Origin of the sequence: Rhizobium sp. NFR03 (assembly GCF_900111275.1) — a bacterium.
Classification (GTDB): Bacteria; Pseudomonadota; Alphaproteobacteria; order Rhizobiales; family Rhizobiaceae; genus Ferranicluibacter.
Map to the genome: position 1 here is coordinate 1 of NZ_FOGR01000011.1, position 17,809 is coordinate 17,809.

The following is a 17,809-nucleotide window of genomic DNA, read 5'->3' on the forward strand; positions in this document are numbered from 1 at the left end:
ACGGTGGACATGGCTGCGATCTCCTCGACGGAAATCTCGGCCCTCGGCGCCAAGGTTCTGTCGAGCCTCTCGACAGCCAACATCGCGGCCCTGACATCCACGCAGCTGAGCGGTCTGACGACGACGCAGGCCAGTGCCCTCGGCACAGCCCAGCTCAAGGTGCTTTCGACGGCGCAGATCGACGGCCTGACGACGGCGCAGGTCAAGGTGCTGACGGCGGCACAGGTCGGCGCGATTACCACGGATGGTCTGGCTTCGCTCTCGACCGATCAGGTCGCAGCGCTGAGCACATCCGCGATCGCCTCGCTGTCCTCCGCGCAGATCGGTGCCCTGAGCAGCGTCCAACTCGGCGCCCTCGACACCAAGCAGCTCGCGGCTCTGTCGGCGACCGCGGTTGCAGGCCTTGAGACGGCGGACATGGCGACGATCTCCTCGACGGATATCGCGGCCCTCAGCGCCAGGGTCCTGTCGAGCCTCTCGACAGCCAACATCGCGGCTCTGACATCCACGCAGCTGAGCGGTCTGACGACGACGCAGGCCAACGCCCTTTCGACGGCCCAGATCAAGGTGCTTTCGACGGCGCAGATCGACGGCCTGACGACGGCGCAGGTCAAGGTCCTGACGGCGGCACAGGTCGGCGCGATCACCACGGACGGTCTGGCTTCGCTCTCGACCGATCAGGTCGCAGTCCTGAGCACAGCTGCCATTGCCTCGCTGTCCTCCGCGCAGATCGGTGCTCTGAGCAGCGTTCAGCTGGGCGCCCTCGACACCAAGCAGCTGGCGGCACTGTCGTCGGCAGCGGTCGCAGGCCTCGAAACCGTCGACATGGCGACGATTTCCTCAACGGAGATCTCCGCTCTCGGCGCCAAGGTGCTGTCGAACCTCTCGACAGCCAACATTGCGGCCCTGACGTCCACGCAGCTGAGCGGTCTGACATCGACGCAGGCCAGTGCCCTTTCGACGGCCCAGATCAAGGCGCTTTCGACGGCGCAGATCGATGGCCTGACGACGGCACAGGTCAAGGTGCTGACGGTGGCACAGGTCGGTGCGATCACCACGGATGGTCTGGCTTCGCTCTCGACCGATCAGGTCGCAGCGCTGAGCACGACGGTCATCGCCTCCCTGTCCTCCGCGCAGATCGGTGCTCTGAGCAGCGTTCAGCTGGGCGCCCTCGACACCAAGCAGCTGGCGGCACTGTCGTCGGCAGCGGCTGCCGGCCTTGAAACCGCCGACATGGCTGCGATCTCCTCGACAGAGATCTCGGCACTCAGTGCCAAGGTGCTCTCGAGCCTCTCGACGGCGAACATCGCGGCCCTGACGTCCACGCAGCTGAGCGGTCTCACGACCACCCAGGCCAGTGCCCTCGGCACAGCCCAGATCAAGGCGCTTTCGACGGCGCAGATCGACGGCCTGACGACGGCGCAGGTCAAGGTCCTGACGGCGGCACAGGTGGGCGCTCTGTCCACAGAGGGTCTGGCTTCGCTCTCGACCGATCAGGTCGCAGCGCTGAGCACGGTTGCTGTCGCTTCGCTCTCGACAGCGCAGCTGGATGCCATGTCATCTGATCAGATCGGTGCCCTGACCGCTAACCAGGTGGCCGTGCTTGGCTCGGCAGCGATTGCTGCTCTGTCCTCGCAGGATCTGCTGGCATTCTCGACGAACGACATCGCCGCCATCAGCCTCAAGGCGCTGGCAGGTCTCTCGACGGCGGATATCGGCAACCTGACGAGCACGCAGGTACGGGCCTTCACGACGACCCAGGTCGCCGCGCTCGATACGGAGCAGATGAACGCCATCGTCCAAGCCTACCAGGCAATATAAGACACACGGCCACTCGGGCTTGCTCCGGGTGGCCGTGAAGCCTTCACGATCAAGATATTGCCGGCCGATGCACATGCGTCGTCCGGCAATATCGTTTTTGGAGCAGACGTTTCATGCCCGGGTTCGGGCGACACCGTAGTCAGCGCCAGCGCGCCGAGCGCGATCACGACGAGATCCCCGCCGTCGCATTCTGAGCCGCGGCCGTGACAAATCTGAAAGATCTATCCCGTCGGAGGAACTGTTATGGCCGGAGTAGGGCACGTCCTGCGGCTGGAGAGCCTGCGCGATGATCTGGAAACCCGGTCTGTTTCTCCACGAGGAACGCCGCTTCTTCGGCGATGCCGATGTGGACGACGGTATGTGGCCGGACCTCAAGGTCCGGATCCGCGATCTTTCGTGAGAGATCAGCGCCTTGCGTCATTGCGCGAGCTGCTCATCCCGGAACAACTTTAGCCCCTGCCGAAGTTCGGCAGGGGCTTTTGATCAGAAGCCTTCGAGGACAATCTTGCCGCGCGCTTTGCCACTTTCGATAACGGCATGAGCGTGTCTCAGGTTTTCGGCATTGATCGGTCGCAACACGTCCGTCACCGTCGTACGGATTTTGCCGGCGTCGATCAGGGCTGCAACTTCAGCCAGCAGCTTGCCCTGCTCGTCCATGTCGGGTGTTTCGAAGATCGATCGGGTGAACATCAGCTCCCAGTGGATGGACACGGCCTTGCGCTTGAAGCCGGTGATATCGAGGCTTTCCGGGTCATCGATCAGGCCGAAGCGTCCTTGCGGAGCGATCAGGCTGATGATCTCGCCGAGATGACGGTGCGTTTCCGTCGTGGAGAACACGAAAGCCGGGGCGCCGATGCCAAGCGCAGCGATCTGTTCGGCGAGGGGCTTGCTGTGGTCGATGACGTGATGCGCGCCGAGTTCGCTGACCCATTCCTGCGTTTCCGGCCGGGATGCCGTCGCGATGACGGTCAGGTCCGTCAGGGCGCGGACGAGCTGGATCGTGATCGACCCGACACCGCCCGCTCCGCCGATGATGAGAATGGCGTTTGCCGCACCCGCGACCGGCTTGCGGATATCGAGACGATCGAACAGCATCTCCCATGCCGTGATGGCCGTCAGCGGCAGAGCGGCCGCTTCGGCGTTCGATATCGATGCGGGCTTCTTCGCCACCAGCCGCTCATCGACCAGATGAAATGCGCTGTTTGCGCCCGGCCGCAGCAGCGAACCGGCATAGTAGACAGCGTCGCCGGACCTGAATGCCGTGACGGCTTCGCCCACCTCCACGACCCGGCCGACGGCATCCCAACCGAGCACTTTCTGTGCGCCCGCGTCGGGCGACACGTTTTTGCGGATCTTCGTGTCCACGGGGTTCACAGAGATCGCCTCCACGGCAACCAGAAGATCGCGCGGGCCGGGCGAAGGCGTTGCGATGTCGACGTCGACGAGCGCGTCGTCGCGCTCGATGGTGCCAGCCTTCGTGTAGGCAACTGCTTTCATGATCGAACTCCTGATCCAACTGCCACCGGGATCTCCGGTTGCTTCATGGCTGATATGCGCATAGGCTCAGCGAAATGGAATACGCACAACGATCGTACATAGTGTCGAAAAGGATACTGTCATGGCCAAGGTCCGGCATTCCCGGTTCGATTGCAGCCCAGGCTGTTCTGTGGAGGCGGCGATCGGCTTGATCGACGGCAAGTGGAAATCCGTCATCCTGTACCATCTCCTTTCGGGCACGCTGCGCTTCAACGAGATCCGCAAGACCATTCCCAACGTCACACCGCGCATGCTGACCAACCAGTTGCGGGAGTTGGAGGAGGACGGCCTGATCTCTCGCAAGGTCTATGCGCAGGTTCCGCCGAAGGTGGAGTACAGCCTGTCGCCACTTGGCCGTTCGATGGAACCGGTGATGCTGGCGCTGAAGCAGTGGGGCGACGCCAATCTTGGCCTCTATGGCAAGCCGAAGATCGCAGGTCTCGATGAGGAAACGCCCGCAGATAGCGCGGCGGCGTGAGGCAGGGCGCTGCGAAACCGGTTGAGGTCAGGGGGCGTAACGGCTATCTGGTGCCAACGCGCAGGCGCGACCGTCCCTATAGAACAAGGCATCCGGCATGACCCCTACCTATCTCGTCACCCATTCCGGTGGCTTCCATGCCGATGAACTTCTCTCGAGCGTCATTCTGACAAGGCTTTATCCCGACGCGCGGATCGTCCGCAGCCGGGCGCCGGAGTGGATCACGGCCGGCGCGGACAGGGTCGTCTATGATGTCGGCGGTGCCTATGACGCGGAAGCGCGCATCTTCGACCATCACCAGCGCGGCGCGCCGGTTCGTGACGATGGCCAGCCCTACAGCTCGTTCGGCCTGATCTGGCGACATTTCGGGCAGGATTATCTCCGTGCGTACGGCGTTCCCGAGGCGCATGTCGCGGCTATCCATGCCGCTTTCGATGGTCATTTCGTACTGCCGGTCGATCTGGTCGATAATGGCGCGCTCAGCCCCTCGACCGCCGGCGTTCTCGCAGGGCTGACGCTTCCGGCTCTTCTCGAAACACTGAAGCCTGTCTTCGACGAGACCGACCCTGACGCCGAGAACCGCAGTTTTCACACAGCGCTCGCTATCGCGCGCAGCTTCGTGGAAGCCAGTATCGGGAAGGCCGCGGCCAAGCTGCGGGCGGAGGCGCTGGTCATGAGCGCGATCGAAGCGGCAGGGCAGGGGCACATCCTGGAGCTTCCGCTCGGCATGCCGTTCCGATCCGCCGTTGTGAAGGCGGGTGCCGATCAGCTCCTTTTCGTCGTGCATCCACGTGACAAGGACTGGTGCGTCACAGGCATTCGCCGCGCAGACGAGGGGTTCGAGCTTCGTGCCGATCTGCCGGCCGCCTGGGGCGGGTTGACGAATGCCGATCTTGAAGCGGCCAGCGGCGTGGCCGGCGCAAGCTTCTGCCACAAGGGACGCTTCATCGCTGCGGCCCGTACGCGTGAAGCCGCACTCGCTCTCGCCGGGATTGCCGTTGCCGAGGCTCTTGCCGAGCGGGCAGACGTCGCGGTCGTTGCCTGACGGCGGCTCCGCGCAGAGAGGTTCGGAATGAGTGTCGCCTTCACCAAGGAAGAAAGCTTCGAGACGGCATCGGAAACGCTCCTTCCCGATCGTCCCGTCTCGTCGCATCCGAACCTCGTGACGCAAGAGGGGCTTGCGTCACTGGAGGCGCAGCTGGAGCAGGCCCGCGCCGCTTATACGGCAGCGAACCTGATCGAGGATGTCAACGAGAAGCGCCGGCAGGCGGCGACGCCTCTGCGGGATCTGCGCTATCTCCAGGCCCGCATCCGCACCGCGCAGGTCATGTCGGCGCCGACGTCTTCCGAGATCGTCGCCTTTGGCAGCACCGTGACGTTCGCGCGCGATGATGGCCGCGTTCAAACGTACCGGATCGTCGGCGAGGATGAGGCAGATCCGAAGGCCGGCACGATTTCGCACGTCTCGCCTGTGGCAGCCGCATTGATCGGCAAAGCTGTGGGCGATGTCGCGACCGTGGCCGGACACGAGCTGGAGATCGTCAAGGTTGTCTGAAAATGCCTGATGAGCCCGCCTTGAACTGGGATACGAGGACGCAGCGAGGATACGGTAAAAAACGTCCGCTTTGTCCTTGCAGGTAGTAAATATTTACTGACACCGGGCTGCCAATGGGGCAGATTGCCTCGTCCTATCACCGGCATTCAGCGTCGAGCTTCAGCATCTCATGGTTACTATCAAGGAAATTGCAAAGGCTGTCGGCGTGTCCTCCGCGACGGTCTCTCGCGTCCTGAACTACGATCCCGCCCTCTCGATCTCGGCAGCCAAGCGGCAGGCGATCATCGAGACGGCGGAAGCACTGAACTACGCGACGCCGCGCAACCGCGCCCGCCAGAGCGAGGCGCTGGAGCGGGAGGCCGCACAGAACGGAGTGGGTCATCGTGGCGGCGCAGAGCCCGGCATCCTTCCGCGCCTTGCCATCGTCCATTTTCTCGAGCCGTCGGACGAGGTGGCCGACCCCTATTATGTCGGCGTGCGGCTTGGCATCGAGAACCGCTGTCGCGACCTGCGGACCGAGATCGTCAAGGTTTTCCACTCCGACACCCTGCCGGAGGCGGCGCTTCTGGCTGATGTCGCGGGCGTCATCGTCATCGGCAAGCATTCGGACAATGAGATCGCCTGGCTTGACGAACATTGTCGCCATCTCGTCTTCGCCGATTTCGTGCCGTCGTCCGACCGCTTCGACTGCGTGCACAGCGATCTCGTCGCGGCCACGCACAAGATTCTGAATACGTTACATGAACTCAACTATGAACGGATTGCCTTCATTGGCAGCTACGAGCATTTGAATGGCGAAACCCAGCGCTTCGGCGAGCGGCGGTGCAAGGCCTACATAGACTGGCAAAAGGCGCGCGACACGTTCGATGCGGACTTGCTGGTCCTCGGCGAGAGCTGTGATTCCGGTCAGAACCTGCGTCTCGAAACCGGTTACGAACTCGCGCGGCAACTCCTCGCCCGGCGCCCGCTGCCCGATATCATCCTGACCGCGAACGACAATATGGCCATCGGCACCTACCGCGCCGCGCGGGAGGCCGGCCTGTCGATTCCGGACGACGTGGCGATCGTCTCCTTCAACGACATCCCCGTCGCGCAATTCCTTACGCCGCCTCTCTCGACCGTGAAGATCCACGGGGAGCATATCGGGGAGACTGCGGTCGACCTTTTGCTGGAGCGCCTCGGCGGACGCAGCTATGCCAAGATGGTGACGATCCCGACCGAGACGATCTGGCGGGGAAGTTGCCGGCACCCGGAGGCTTCGTCATCGCACGCGCAGCAAAGTGAGTTTGCAGTGCGATAAATATTTACTAAATTTCTGTTGCCCTTGCGCAAAATTTAGGAAATACTCCCTCTCAAGAGAGGTGGAGCTGTCTCAGCTATCTGGACTTCAGGGAGGAAGACCATGCATTTTCAGCGTATGTCCAAGAGCTTCGCGGCTGTGGCTCTGGCGGGAACGAGTTTTTTTGCGGCTACCGCGGCGTTTGCCGGGGAGATCACCGTCTGGTGCTGGGACCCCAATTTCAACGTCGCGATCATGAAGGAAGCCGGCGCGCGCTATACGGCGAAGCACCCGGAAACCACGCTCAACATCGTTGATTTCGCCAAGGCCGATGTCGAGCAGAAATTGCAGACAGCGCTGACCTCCGGCACCACGGATGCGCTTCCGGATATCGTCCTGATCGAGGATTACGGTGCGCAGAAATACCTTCAGTCGTTCCCCGGCGCCTTTGCGTCCATGTCCGACACGGTCGATTACTCCGGTTTTGCCCCCTATAAAGTGAAGCTGATGACGGTGGACGACCAGGTTTACGGCATGCCATTCGATAGCGGCGTGACGGGCCTCTACTACCGCAAGGATTATCTGGAGCAGGCCGGCTTCAAACCCTCCGACATGCAGGACATCACCTGGGATCGCTTTATCGAGATCGGCAAGGTGGTCGAGGAAAAGACGGGCAAGAAGATGCTCGGGCTCGATATGACGGACGCGGGTTTCACCCGCATCCTGATGCAGTCGGCTGGCCAATGGTATTTCGATGCCGAGGGTAATCTGAGTATCGAAAACAACACGGCGCTGAAGGCGGCGCTGGAGACGCAGCAGAAAATCCTCAAGGCGAACATCCATAAGCCAGCCGCTGGCTGGACGGACTGGGTCGGCACGTTCACGTCCGGCGATGTCGCGACCGTCACGAGCGGCGTCTGGATCACCGGAACGGTGAAGGCTCAGGCCGACCAATCTGGAAAATGGGGTGTGGCGCCGCTGCCAAGCCTCGGCATCGAAGGGGCGACCCATGCTTCCAACCTCGGTGGATCGAGCTGGTATGTCGTCGAATCTTCGCCCGAGAAAAAGGAAGCCATCGACTTTCTGAACGAGGTCTATGCGAAAGATGTCCCGTTCTATCAGGACATCCTGACCACACGCGGCGCCGTGGGTTCGCTGATGGCGGCCCGCACGGGCGATGCCTATATGCTGGCAGACCCGTTCTTCGGCGGCGAGAAGGTCTGGCAGAATTTCTCGGATTGGCTCTCGAAGGTGCCTCCGGTCAATTACGGCATTTTCACCAATGAGGTCGACACCGCCGTGACGGCGCATCTGCCCTCCCTCGCGCAGGGTGCAGACATCGCCACGGTGTTGAAGGAAATCCAGTCTCAGGCCGAAGGTCAGATCCAGTAAGCGGCCCCCTCCCAGCCGCGCCGCGGTGTCGCGCCTCCCTCCGGGCGCGGCACCGCCTGATCCCTGAGGCCAGGAGGCCAAATGCCCGGCGCCCTCTGCGGCCTCCAGCACACTCTTCATCCAGAAGGTCCAGGTCCAAACCATGGCTCACGCGAAAACAGGCGGCGCGCGAACAAGCGGGCTGAAGCGATATTACGACGTCAACGGCTGGCTCTTCATCGCACCTGCCATCGGCCTTATCAGCCTGTTCCTCATCTATCCCATCTTTCGCTCGCTCTATCTCTCGTTCTTCTCGGGCCGAGGCATGATGATGAAGTTCGCGGGCTTCGGAAACATCACGCGGCTGAGTGGCGATCCGGTGTTTCTGAAGGCGCTGACGAACACGACGATCTTCTTCGTGGTGCAGGTACCGATCATGATCGTGCTCGCGCTGATGCTCGCCTCGCTGCTCAACACCGACCGGCTGAGGTTCGCGGGCGTCTTCCGCACGGCGATCTTCCTGCCCTGCGTCGCGTCGCTGGTTGCCTATTCCGTCCTGTTCAAGAGCATGTTTTCGTTCGATGGCGTCATCAACCAGGCGCTTCTCGCGGTCGGCATCATCGGCACGCCTATCGGCTGGTTGACGGAGCCCTTCTGGGCGAAGGTGCTCGTCATCCTCGCCATTACCTGGCGTTGGACCGGCTACAACATGATCTTCTACCTTGCCGCCTTGCAGAACATCGACCGGTCGATCTACGAGGCCGCCCGTATCGACGGCGTGCCGGCCTGGGCGCGTTTCGTGCACCTGACCGTTCCCATGCTGAAGCCGGTGATCCTGTTCACCACCATCATTTCCACCATCGGTACGATCCAGCTGTTCGACGAGGTCTATAACCTGACCGAAGGCAAGGGCGGACCGGCGGATGCGACGATCACCCTGTCGCTCTACATCTACAATCTCACTTTCCGCTACATGCCGAGCTTCGGCTATGCCGCGACGATCTCCTACGTGATCGTCTTCATGGTGGCGGTTCTGTCCTTCCTGCAATTCTACGCCGCGAGGGAGCGCTCATGACCGCCATTCCCGCTTCCAGGACAGGCCGTGCCGTGCCGCGTGTTGCGACCTATGTCGCCCTGTCGGTCGCAGCCTTCGTCTCCGTCTTTCCCTTCATCTGGATGGTGATTTCCTCCACCAACACGTCGATTGACATCATCAAGGGCAAGGCCACGTTCGGCAGCGCTTTTTCCAACAATGTCGCGAACTTCTTCGCGCAGGTCGATGTGCCCCTCGTTTTCTGGAATTCGGCCAAGGTGGCGATCCTCGCCACGCTGCTGACGATCGCCGTATCTTCTCTCGCCGGATACGGCTTCGAGATGTTCCGCTCGAAGATGCGCGACCGTCTCTATTCGCTGGTGCTGCTGACGCTGATGGTGCCGTTTGCAGCACTGATGATCCCGCTGTTCATGATGATGGGCAAGGCCGGGCTCATCAACACGCATATCGCGATCCTGCTGCCGACGGTCGCCTCCGCTTTCATCATCTTCTACTTCCGCCAGGCCACGAAGGCCTTTCCGACCGAACTGCGGGACGCGGCGAAGGTGGACGGGCTGAAGGAGTGGCAGATCTTCCTCTACATCTACGTTCCCGTGATGCGCTCGACCTATGCCGCTGCCTTCGTCATCGTCTTCATGATGAACTGGAACAACTATCTGTGGCCGCTGATCGTTCTCCAGTCGAACGATACGAAGACGATCACCCTCGTCGTCTCGTCGCTGGCCTCGGCTTACTATCCCGATTTCGGCGTGGTCATGATCGGCACGATCCTCGCTACGCTTCCAACTCTTCTCGTCTTCTTCGTCATGCAGCGCCAGTTCGTGGCCGGCATGCTCGGTTCTGTGAAATAGGATATCGACAATGCGCAGATATGAAAGCTTCAACGGCAACTGGACCTTCAGCGAGGGCTTCGACGCCGCCAGAGCCGGTCAGCCTCTGAGCGGCGAGACAGTGCGTCTGCCGCATACCGCCGTTGAGCTGCCGTATAACTACTTCGACGAGACGAGCTACCAGAAGGCATTCACCTATCAGAAGGTGGTTGCGTGGGAGGAGGGCTTCGAAGGCCGCGAAGTGTCCCTCGTTTTCGACGGCGCGATGGCCGATAGCGAGGTCTATCTGAACGGTGAGAAGATCGCCTTCCACCGCGACGGCTACACACCCTTCGAAGCGCGGCTGACCGACCGGCTGAAGCCGGGAGACAACCTCGTCACCGTCAAGATCGATGGCTCCGAGAACCCGGAAATTCCCCCTTTCGGCGGCATGATCGACTACCTCTGCTATGCCGGCATCTATCGCGATGTCTGGCTGAAGGTCACAAGGCCGGTCTCGATCCGCAATATGAAGATCGAAACGCCCGAAGCCCTCTCGGCGAGCAAAGTCACGGTTCGCGTCGATCTTGCCAATCCACGGAGCCAGCCGCTAGCCGGCACGATCCGCGTTTCTATCGCCGACAAGGCGGGCACTGTGGTCGGCAAGGCCACGGCGGATGTCGCGGGAGCAAGCACGACGCTCACGATCGATGGGCTCACAGGCCTTGCCCTCTGGGATATCGACAATCCCGTGCTCTACACGCTGACGGCAGAGCTGGAGACCGCCGCCGGGGCCGATGCCCTGTCGTCACGCTTCGGTTTCCGCACCGCGGAGTTTACGCCGGACGGGTTTCTGCTCAACGGCAAGCCGCTGAAGCTGCGCGGGCTCAACCGTCATCAGGCCTGGCCGTATTCGGGCTATGCCATGGGGCGGCGGGCGCAGGAAAAAGATGCGGATATCCTGAAATTCGACCTTCGCTGCAACATCGTGCGCACCTCGCACTATCCGCAGGCAAAGAGCTTCATCGAGCGCTGCGACGATATTGGCCTTCTCGTGTTCGAGGAAATTCCCGGCTGGCAGCATATCGGTGGCGAGGCCTGGAAGAAGGAGTCCGTCGAGAACGTTCGCCGCATGATCGAGCGGGACTGGAACCATCCGTCGATCATCATCTGGGGCGTTCGCATCAACGAGAGCCAAGACGACCACGATTTCTACGCCGAGACCAACCGGCTGGCCCGCGAACTCGACACCACGCGCCAGACCGGCGGCGTGCGGTTCATCACCAATTCGGAGCTGCTGGAAGACGTCTACACCATGAACGACTTCATCCTCGGCCAGGAGGAGATGCCGGGCAACAATCGCGGCCGCGTGGTGCTGCGCGACCGGGTGGAAACGACGGGGATCACCAGGCCTATCCCCTACATGATCACCGAATATAATGGCCACATGTACCCGACCAAGCGCTTCGATCAGGAGCAGCGGCAGGCCGAGCACGTCACGCGCCACCTGCTCATCCTCGATGCGGTTGCCGGTCGGGACGACATCTCGGGTTCGACGGGCTGGTGCATGTTCGACTACAACACGCACAAGGATTTCGGCTCCGGCGATCGCGTCTGCTATCATGGCGTGCTCGATACGTTCCGCGAGCCGAAGCTGGCAGCCTATGCCTATTCATCCCAGGGCGATCCGGAAGGCGGCGTGGTGCTGCAGCCGGTGACGTACTGGGCGCGCGGCGAGCGTAACATCGGCGGCGTGCTGCCGCTGATCATTCTGACGAACTGCGACTATCTCGAGATCACGTTCGGAGACTTCGAGCCGAAGCGCATCGAGCCGGATCGCGAGACCTATCCACACCTCCCGCACCCCCCCGTCATTCTCGACATGCGCAATGTCACGCCGTCCGAGTTCGGCACCTGGGGACGCATCTGGCGGGACGGCGTCATCACCGGCTATGTCGGCGGCAAGGCGGTCAAGACCGTCGTCCTGCCGGCCGATCCGCTTCCGACGACACTGGAGATTGCGCCCGATGACACGGCGTTGCGTGCCGGGGAAAAGGATGCCGTTCGCGTCATTGTCCGCGTGCTCGATCAGGGCGGCAATATCCTGCCGTACTATGAAGAGCCGGTGCGCTTCGCGGTAGAAGGGCCGGGCCGGATCATCGGGCCGTCGCTCCAGAGCTTCAAGGGCGGGGTGACCGGCTTCTGGCTGGAAGCGGGCGACGCCGCCGGCACGATCACGCTCACGGCGGAGTGCGGGCTGTTCGCGGCCCAGACCGTCACCTTCACCGTCAGCGCATAGGAGCCGGCATGGCTGACGTCACCCTCAAGGACATCCGCAAGACATTCGGCGCACTCGACGTCATCAAAGGCGTCAATCTCGACATCAAAGCGGGCGAGTTCGTCGTCTTCGTCGGACCGTCGGGTTGCGGCAAGTCCACGCTGCTGCGCATGATCGCCGGGCTGGAGGACATTACGTCCGGCACGCTGGAGATCGGCGGTCAGGTGATGAACGATGTCGATCCCTCCAAGCGCGGGATCGCCATGGTCTTCCAGTCCTATGCGCTTTATCCGCACATGACGGTGCGTGAGAATATGGGTTTCGCGCTCCGTTTCGCGGGGCAGGACAAGGCGGAGATCGCCCGGCGGGTCGATGCTGCGGCAAAGATCCTCGAACTCGGACCGCTGATGGACCGCAAGCCAAAGGCCCTCTCGGGCGGACAGCGCCAGCGCGTCGCCATCGGTCGCGCGATCGTGCGCGAGCCGGACGTGTTCCTGTTCGACGAGCCGCTGTCGAACCTCGATGCGGAGCTTCGCGTCCACATGCGGGTCGAGATCGCCCGCCTGCACAAGGAGCTGAACGCCACCATCGTCTATGTCACCCACGATCAGGTCGAAGCGATGACGCTGGCCGACAAGATCGTCGTGCTGCGCGCCGGCATTGTTGAGCAGGTCGGTGCGCCGCTCGATCTCTATGACGATCCCGCCAATCTCTTCGTCGCCGGCTTCATCGGCTCGCCGCGCATGAATGTGTTCGCCGGTCGGGTCACCGGCGCCAGCGGCGCTTCCGCTATCGTCACGCTCGACGGCTTCGCCGACAAGGAGATAGCGGTGCCCCTGCAAGGTGCCGTGCCATCCGCCGGCACGCCGATCCGCCTCGGTATCCGTCCCGAGCATTTCACCGATACGGGGGAAGACAGCCTGTCGATCACCATCGATATGTTCGAGCATCTGGGCGGCGAGACCTTCGCTTACGGTCGCTCGACCTGCGGTGAAACCATTGTCGTCACCACCCGCAACGGCCGCAGCCTGTCGTCCGGCCACGTCCTGAAGGCAGGCTTCGACCCGACGCGAGCCCTGCTGTTTGCGGAAGACGGCAAGCGGATCCGATAATGAAAATAGACATCGAATGCCGAAACGCTTGATTTTCTCCGCGCTCGCCGCCCGGACACGTGGGAGCAGCGCAGCAATCGGGGTTTGCGAGAAAGCAATGCCGCGGGCGTCTTCGCGATCTGATCGAGGAGCCGAAGCAACCGACGGTGCTATTTCAATAACCGTCTAGATATCCAGCAAACGCTGGGCTGTGAACTTGTCGGTGACAAGAATGTCGATAACGCCGACCTTCAGCGCGCCTGCAATCGCCGTCACCTTTTTTGCGCCACCGGCCAGAGCGATGACGCGATCCACCTTGGCAAGGTCTTCGAGCGGAAGGCCGATGACGCGGTCGTCGAGGGGCGTCTTCACTGCCTTGCCGTCGCTATCGAAAAACCGCAGGGAGATATCGCCGACAGCCCCGGCATCGGCGAGATCCGCGAGTTCTCGGGCCGAAAAGATGTTGCCGGAGCGCGCGAGGAGCTCCGATGGTTCCACGGCACCGATGCCGACGATGGCGAGAGTGATACTGCCAAAGAGGTCGACCGTCTCGCGCACAAAGGGGTCCGCCATCATGAGAAGCTTGGCTTCGCGGGAGGAGGTCACGCCTTGAACGGGCAGGAGCTTTGGCTCGGCACCGGTAAGGCCCGCAAGCCGCGTCGTCAGCTGGGTTGCGTGCGTCTGAACGGATGGATCACCCATGCCGCCAAGCGTTTGCACGACGAACTTTGCGCGGGCGCTTTTCTGCGGATGGATATTTTCCACCATCCTGAAGATGGTCTGGCTCCAGCTGGAGACACCGATCGTTTCGCCGGGTGCGAGCGTGATTTCGAGGAGATGGGCCGCTGCCTCCCCGATCCGTGCCATAATGGCCCCATCGCGGTCTTCCGTGCACTCGACGACGACGGCTTCCGGCACATGATATCTCTCGCGGAGTGCCGTCTCCAGATCGCCGTAGGTTCCCACCGGAGGAATAACGCTGGTCCGCACGATGCCTTCCGTTTCCGCCCGCTTCAGCATGCGCGAGACGGTCGCCTGCGAAAGCCTCAGGTGATCCGCGATCTCTGCCTGCCGACGCCGCTCGATGTGATACATCTGAGCAACCCGCGAGATCAGGCGGAGTTCGTTGAGGCGTCCCATAGGCGTTCCCGTCGTGAATTTTTATTCACTCTTAGCGGTTGCCGGTTCCAGCGTCGAGCGGGCGAGCGCATCATTCCACGTTTTGAGCCGTTCCGCACCGTCATTGCCGACCGGCGCAATGGGCGTCGTCTGTCGAGGCAGGGCGGCAATGGCGCCAAGATCCGGAAAAACGCCGAGCGAGAGGCCCGCGAGATAGGCAGCGCCGAGCGCTGACACTTCGGGAGCCTCGCATTGAATAACCGTGTGGCGCAGCGTGTCGGCAACGCATTGCATGAGGAACCGGTTCTGGCTCGGACCACCGTCCACATAAAGCGCGCCGATAACGCCGCCGCTCTGCGCCTTCATGGCGGAGACGACATCATGCACCTGGAAGGCGATGGAATCGGTGACGGCGCGAGCCATCTGCGCCCGGCTGGTGTTGAAATTGATCTGCGAGAACAAAGCGCGAGCGTTCGAATCCCAATAGGGAGCGCCGAGGCCCACAAAGGCCGGCACAAAGCCGGGAACGCCCGGTTCGGCGGTGGCGGCGAGGTCGATCAGCGCTGCGACGTCGGCCAGACCGAGAATGCCGGTCATCCAGGGAAGGCTCGCGGCGGAAACGAGGATATTGCCTTCGAATGCGAATGTCGGCTTGCCGCCGATCCGCCATGCGACCGTGGTGGTGATGCCGTTGCGCGGCGGGATATAGTCGGCAAGAGTCGTCATGATGGACGACCCGGTTCCGAAGGTGACCTTGCCATCGCCGGGCTGAAAGGCGCCATGGCCAAAGAGGGCGGCATGACTGTCGCCGATGGCGGCGCGGATCGGCGTGCCGTCGGCGATGCCGGGCACGCCGGATGTCGTACCGAAATCGGCGGCGCTGTCGCGCACCTCCGGCAGGACGTCCGGATCGACGCCGAAAATGTCGCAGAGTTCCGTGCTCCAGACCTGCGCATTCAGGTCGAAAAGCTGGCTCCGCGCCGCGTTGGATGCGTCGCAGGCATGCTCGCGTCCGCCGGTCATGCAGTGGATGAGCCAGCTGTCGATGGTGCCGGCCCGCACGCGCCGGCCTTTTGGCACGCGGTCCAGCAGCCAACGGAATTTGGCGCCCGGAAACATAGGGTCGAGCGGCAGCCCGGTGATCTGCTGCACGCGTTCCAGATGGCCTTCCCGCGTCAGCCGCTCGCAGTCGGGCGCCGTGCGCCGGCACTGCCAGCTCAGCACAGGCCCCAGCGGCTCGCCGGTCTCTGCGTCCCAGACGGTGACGGACTCGCGCTGGTTGGAAATGGCAAGGGCTTCGACGGTCACGGCCGGTGCTTCGCTCAGGCAGGCTGCAATCGCTTCGCAGACCGATGCCCAGAGGCGCGCCGGATCCTGCTCGACCCAGCCGGGCTTCGGGTAGCTGATGCCGACAGGAGAGGAGCCACGGGCGAGGACCTCGCCTTTCAAGGACACGAGCACCGCCTTCGAATTTGTGGTGCCCTGGTCAATTGCCAGTATTGCCTGCATTCCGTCTCTCCTCAACCCAAGAAAATGCCGGGGCGGCGATGAAACGCGCCCCGGCTGGACATTCACCCGGTCCTATTTCCGCTTGATCACGGCTTCTGCCGCATCGGCGATGGCTTCCGGCGCCATGCCGAATTCGTTCAGCAGAAACTCGGCGGAGCCTGTTGGCGCGAAGATACCGGGCACACCGAGACGCTTCATCGGGACCGGCGCGAAGTCGACGACGACCTCCGCCACGGCCGAGCCGAGCCCGCCGAAGGTCGAGTGCTCCTCGGCGGTGACGATCGCGCCGGTTTCGCGAGCGGCGGCAATGATGGCGTCTTCGTCCATCGGACGAACGGTCGCGAGGTTGAGAACGCGCGCGTTGATGCCACGGGAGGCCAGTATCTCTGCGGCCTTGACCATGCGGTGCGTCAGCGTGCCGTTCGCAATCAGCGTGACGTCGGATCCCTCGCGCAGCAGATTGGCTTTACCCACCTCGAAGAGATGATCCTCGGGAAGGAGATCGGGAACGCCGACGCGCGACAGACGCAGGAAGCAGGGGCCCTGATAATGCGCGGCCCATGCAACGGCTGCTGCCGTCTCGATGTGGTCGCACGGCGCGATAACGGGAAGATTGGGAAGGACACGCGTCCAGGCGAAATCCTCGATCGAATGGTGCGTCGGACCCAGATCGCCATAGGCCATTCCGGAGGAAATGCCCACGAGCTTCACATTGGCGTTGGAATAGGCGATGTCGGCCTTGATCTGCTCAAGAGCACGGCCCGTCAGGAAGGGTGCGGCCGCGCAGACATAGGGTATGCGCCCGCCATTGGCGAGGCCGGCGGCCACACCGATCATGTTCTGCTCGGCGATGCCGACATTGATCAGCCGCTCGGGGAATTTCGCCTTGAAGCCACCGAGCTTGGAGGAGCCGACGGAGTCGTTGCAGACGACCACGATCGTCTCGTCTTCCGCTGCAAGACGCTCCAGCGTCGCTGCAAAGGCGTCACGGCAGTCGTGAAGCTTCTGGGATGGGACGTGCGCGTTCATTAGAGGGCCTCCGACAGTTCTTTTACGGCGATCTCGTACTGTTCCTTGTTGGGAACCTTGTGGTGCCAATCGACGGTGTCCTGCATGAACGAGATGCCGTGACCCTTGTTGGTGTGCGCAACGATGCAATGGGGACGCGTGCCGCGATGTTCGAGCGCGGCCACCACCTCGCTCATCGCGTTGCCGTTGATCTCGGTAACCTCCCAGCCGAAAGCTTCGACCTTCGGGCGAAGGGGCGCAAGACCGTTCGTATCGGCGATCGAGGCGCCCTGCTGGAAGCGGTTATGATCGATGAGGAGCGTCAGATTCTCGAGCCCGAAATGCGCGCCGGCCATGATGGCTTCCCAGTTCGAGCCTTCCTGCATCTCGCCGTCACCGGTGACGACATAGGTGTGGTAAGATACACCGGACAGCTTTGCGGCCTTCGCCATGCCGACCGCAACAGGCAAGCCGTGGCCGAGCGGACCCGTATTGGTCTCGACGCCGGGAACCTTGTTGCAGTTCGGATGGCCGTTCAGGCGGGAGTATGGCTTGAGGAAGGTCGAGACCTCCTCCTCGGGGATAAAGCCGCGCTTGGCAAGCGTTACATAAAGCGCACAGGCTGTGTGCCCCTTCGACAGGACGAAGCGATCACGGTCTGGATGCTTCGGTTGATCCGGCCAGATCTTCAGGACACGGAAATAAAGCGCGGTGAGAATGTCGATCACTGACATTTCACCGCCGATATGGCCTGCGCCCGCCTCATATACCGCTTGAAGGTCCCGCAGCCGGATTTGGCGCGCGACGCGCTCGAGATCTTTTATCTCCATCACATCCTCACGTGAATAAATATGCATGTGGCAATATTCTTGCATAGATAGTCGATTAGTCAACCCCTGCA

14 protein-coding genes and 1 pseudogene are annotated in these 17,809 nt (G+C 62.3%); 10 read left to right on the plus strand and 5 right to left on the minus strand.

Annotated features, from left to right (window positions below; all coding sequences use genetic code 11):
- Positions 1–1,821 (plus strand): annotated as a pseudogene (locus tag BSG19_RS26205) (hypothetical protein); the annotation flags it as partial.
- Positions 1,822–2,304: 483 nt separating this feature from the next.
- Here BSG19_RS26205 and BSG19_RS22540 read toward each other — a convergent pair.
- Positions 2,305–3,318: a zinc-binding alcohol dehydrogenase family protein gene (locus tag BSG19_RS22540; RefSeq protein ID WP_092990261.1), complete on the minus strand. Its 1,014-nt coding sequence runs from the start codon at positions 3,316–3,318 to the stop codon at positions 2,305–2,307.
- Between the two features lie 121 nt (positions 3,319–3,439).
- Here BSG19_RS22540 and BSG19_RS22545 point away from each other — a divergent pair, with 121 nt between their 5' ends.
- The 9 genes from BSG19_RS22545 (at position 3,440) to ugpC (ending at position 13,293) form a co-directional block, all read left to right on the plus strand.
- Complete coding sequence (locus BSG19_RS22545; protein WP_092990262.1) at positions 3,440–3,835, plus strand: winged helix-turn-helix transcriptional regulator; 396 nt, start codon at positions 3,440–3,442, stop codon at positions 3,833–3,835.
- A gap of 97 nt (positions 3,836–3,932) precedes the next feature.
- Positions 3,933–4,880, plus strand: a complete 948-nt coding sequence (locus BSG19_RS22550) for an MYG1 family protein (protein ID WP_092990263.1) — start codon at positions 3,933–3,935, stop codon at positions 4,878–4,880.
- Between the two features lie 27 nt (positions 4,881–4,907).
- Positions 4,908–5,390 (plus strand): transcription elongation factor GreA, encoded by a 483-nt coding sequence (gene greA, locus BSG19_RS22555; RefSeq protein ID WP_092990264.1) that lies wholly within the window; start codon positions 4,908–4,910, stop codon positions 5,388–5,390.
- 169 nt (positions 5,391–5,559) lie between these two features.
- A complete protein-coding gene (locus tag BSG19_RS22560) occupies positions 5,560–6,690 on the plus strand; it encodes a LacI family DNA-binding transcriptional regulator (protein WP_092990265.1) in 1,131 nt (376 codons plus the stop codon).
- A gap of 102 nt (positions 6,691–6,792) precedes the next feature.
- Positions 6,793–8,061, plus strand: coding sequence for an ABC transporter substrate-binding protein (locus tag BSG19_RS22565; protein ID WP_092990266.1), 1,269 nt, complete (start codon positions 6,793–6,795; stop codon positions 8,059–8,061).
- 142 nt (positions 8,062–8,203) lie between these two features.
- Complete coding sequence (locus BSG19_RS22570; RefSeq protein ID WP_092990267.1) at positions 8,204–9,115, plus strand: carbohydrate ABC transporter permease; 912 nt, start codon at positions 8,204–8,206, stop codon at positions 9,113–9,115.
- Positions 9,112–9,945, plus strand: coding sequence for a carbohydrate ABC transporter permease (locus BSG19_RS22575; protein ID WP_092990268.1), 834 nt, complete (start codon positions 9,112–9,114; stop codon positions 9,943–9,945). Before BSG19_RS22570 ends, BSG19_RS22575 begins: the two co-directional genes overlap by 4 nt.
- Before the next feature lie 10 nt (positions 9,946–9,955).
- On the plus strand, positions 9,956–12,202 hold the full coding sequence (locus BSG19_RS22580) for a glycoside hydrolase family 2 protein (RefSeq protein WP_092990269.1): 2,247 nt from the start codon (positions 9,956–9,958) through the stop codon (positions 12,200–12,202).
- Positions 12,203–12,210: 8 nt separating this feature from the next.
- Positions 12,211–13,293 (plus strand): ABC transporter ATP-binding protein, encoded by a 1,083-nt coding sequence (gene ugpC, locus BSG19_RS22585; protein WP_092990270.1) that lies wholly within the window; start codon positions 12,211–12,213, stop codon positions 13,291–13,293.
- Between the two features lie 165 nt (positions 13,294–13,458).
- Here the strand turns inward: ugpC and BSG19_RS22590 are convergent, their stop codons facing one another.
- The 4 genes from BSG19_RS22590 to BSG19_RS22605 form a co-directional block, all read right to left on the minus strand.
- Positions 13,459–14,412 carry a sugar-binding transcriptional regulator gene (locus BSG19_RS22590; RefSeq protein ID WP_092990271.1) on the minus strand — a complete coding sequence of 318 codons (954 nt, stop codon included), beginning with the start codon at positions 14,410–14,412 and terminating at the stop codon, positions 13,459–13,461.
- A gap of 21 nt (positions 14,413–14,433) precedes the next feature.
- Positions 14,434–15,900 (minus strand): FGGY family carbohydrate kinase, encoded by a 1,467-nt coding sequence (locus BSG19_RS22595; RefSeq protein ID WP_092990272.1) that lies wholly within the window; start codon positions 15,898–15,900, stop codon positions 14,434–14,436.
- 72 nt (positions 15,901–15,972) lie between these two features.
- Positions 15,973–16,929, minus strand: a complete 957-nt coding sequence (locus BSG19_RS22600) for a transketolase family protein (RefSeq protein ID WP_092990273.1) — start codon at positions 16,927–16,929, stop codon at positions 15,973–15,975.
- On the minus strand, positions 16,929–17,738 hold the full coding sequence (locus BSG19_RS22605) for a transketolase (protein ID WP_092990274.1): 810 nt from the start codon (positions 17,736–17,738) through the stop codon (positions 16,929–16,931). Before BSG19_RS22605 ends, BSG19_RS22600 begins: the two co-directional genes overlap by 1 nt.
- Positions 17,739–17,809 lie beyond the last annotated feature (71 nt).

What these genes read in the sequence shown, in the direction of transcription:
- BSG19_RS22540 (WP_092990261.1), bottom strand. Translation starts at nt 3,318, where the DNA reads ATGAAAGCAGTTGCCTACACGAAGGCTGGCACCATCGAGCGCGACGAC.
- BSG19_RS22545 (WP_092990262.1), top strand. Translation starts at nt 3,440, where the DNA reads ATGGCCAAGGTCCGGCATTCCCGGTTCGATTGCAGCCCAGGCTGTTCT.
- BSG19_RS22550 (WP_092990263.1), top strand. Translation starts at nt 3,933, where the DNA reads ATGACCCCTACCTATCTCGTCACCCATTCCGGTGGCTTCCATGCCGAT.
- greA (WP_092990264.1), top strand. Translation starts at nt 4,908, where the DNA reads ATGAGTGTCGCCTTCACCAAGGAAGAAAGCTTCGAGACGGCATCGGAA.
- BSG19_RS22560 (WP_092990265.1), top strand. Translation starts at nt 5,560, where the DNA reads ATGGTTACTATCAAGGAAATTGCAAAGGCTGTCGGCGTGTCCTCCGCG.
- BSG19_RS22565 (WP_092990266.1), top strand. Translation starts at nt 6,793, where the DNA reads ATGCATTTTCAGCGTATGTCCAAGAGCTTCGCGGCTGTGGCTCTGGCG.
- BSG19_RS22570 (WP_092990267.1), top strand. Translation starts at nt 8,204, where the DNA reads ATGGCTCACGCGAAAACAGGCGGCGCGCGAACAAGCGGGCTGAAGCGA.
- BSG19_RS22575 (WP_092990268.1), top strand. Translation starts at nt 9,112, where the DNA reads ATGACCGCCATTCCCGCTTCCAGGACAGGCCGTGCCGTGCCGCGTGTT.
- BSG19_RS22580 (WP_092990269.1), top strand. Translation starts at nt 9,956, where the DNA reads ATGCGCAGATATGAAAGCTTCAACGGCAACTGGACCTTCAGCGAGGGC.
- ugpC (WP_092990270.1), top strand. Translation starts at nt 12,211, where the DNA reads ATGGCTGACGTCACCCTCAAGGACATCCGCAAGACATTCGGCGCACTC.
- BSG19_RS22590 (WP_092990271.1), bottom strand. Translation starts at nt 14,412, where the DNA reads ATGGGACGCCTCAACGAACTCCGCCTGATCTCGCGGGTTGCTCAGATG.
- BSG19_RS22595 (WP_092990272.1), bottom strand. Translation starts at nt 15,900, where the DNA reads ATGCAGGCAATACTGGCAATTGACCAGGGCACCACAAATTCGAAGGCG.
- BSG19_RS22600 (WP_092990273.1), bottom strand. Translation starts at nt 16,929, where the DNA reads ATGAACGCGCACGTCCCATCCCAGAAGCTTCACGACTGCCGTGACGCC.
- BSG19_RS22605 (WP_092990274.1), bottom strand. Translation starts at nt 17,738, where the DNA reads ATGGAGATAAAAGATCTCGAGCGCGTCGCGCGCCAAATCCGGCTGCGG.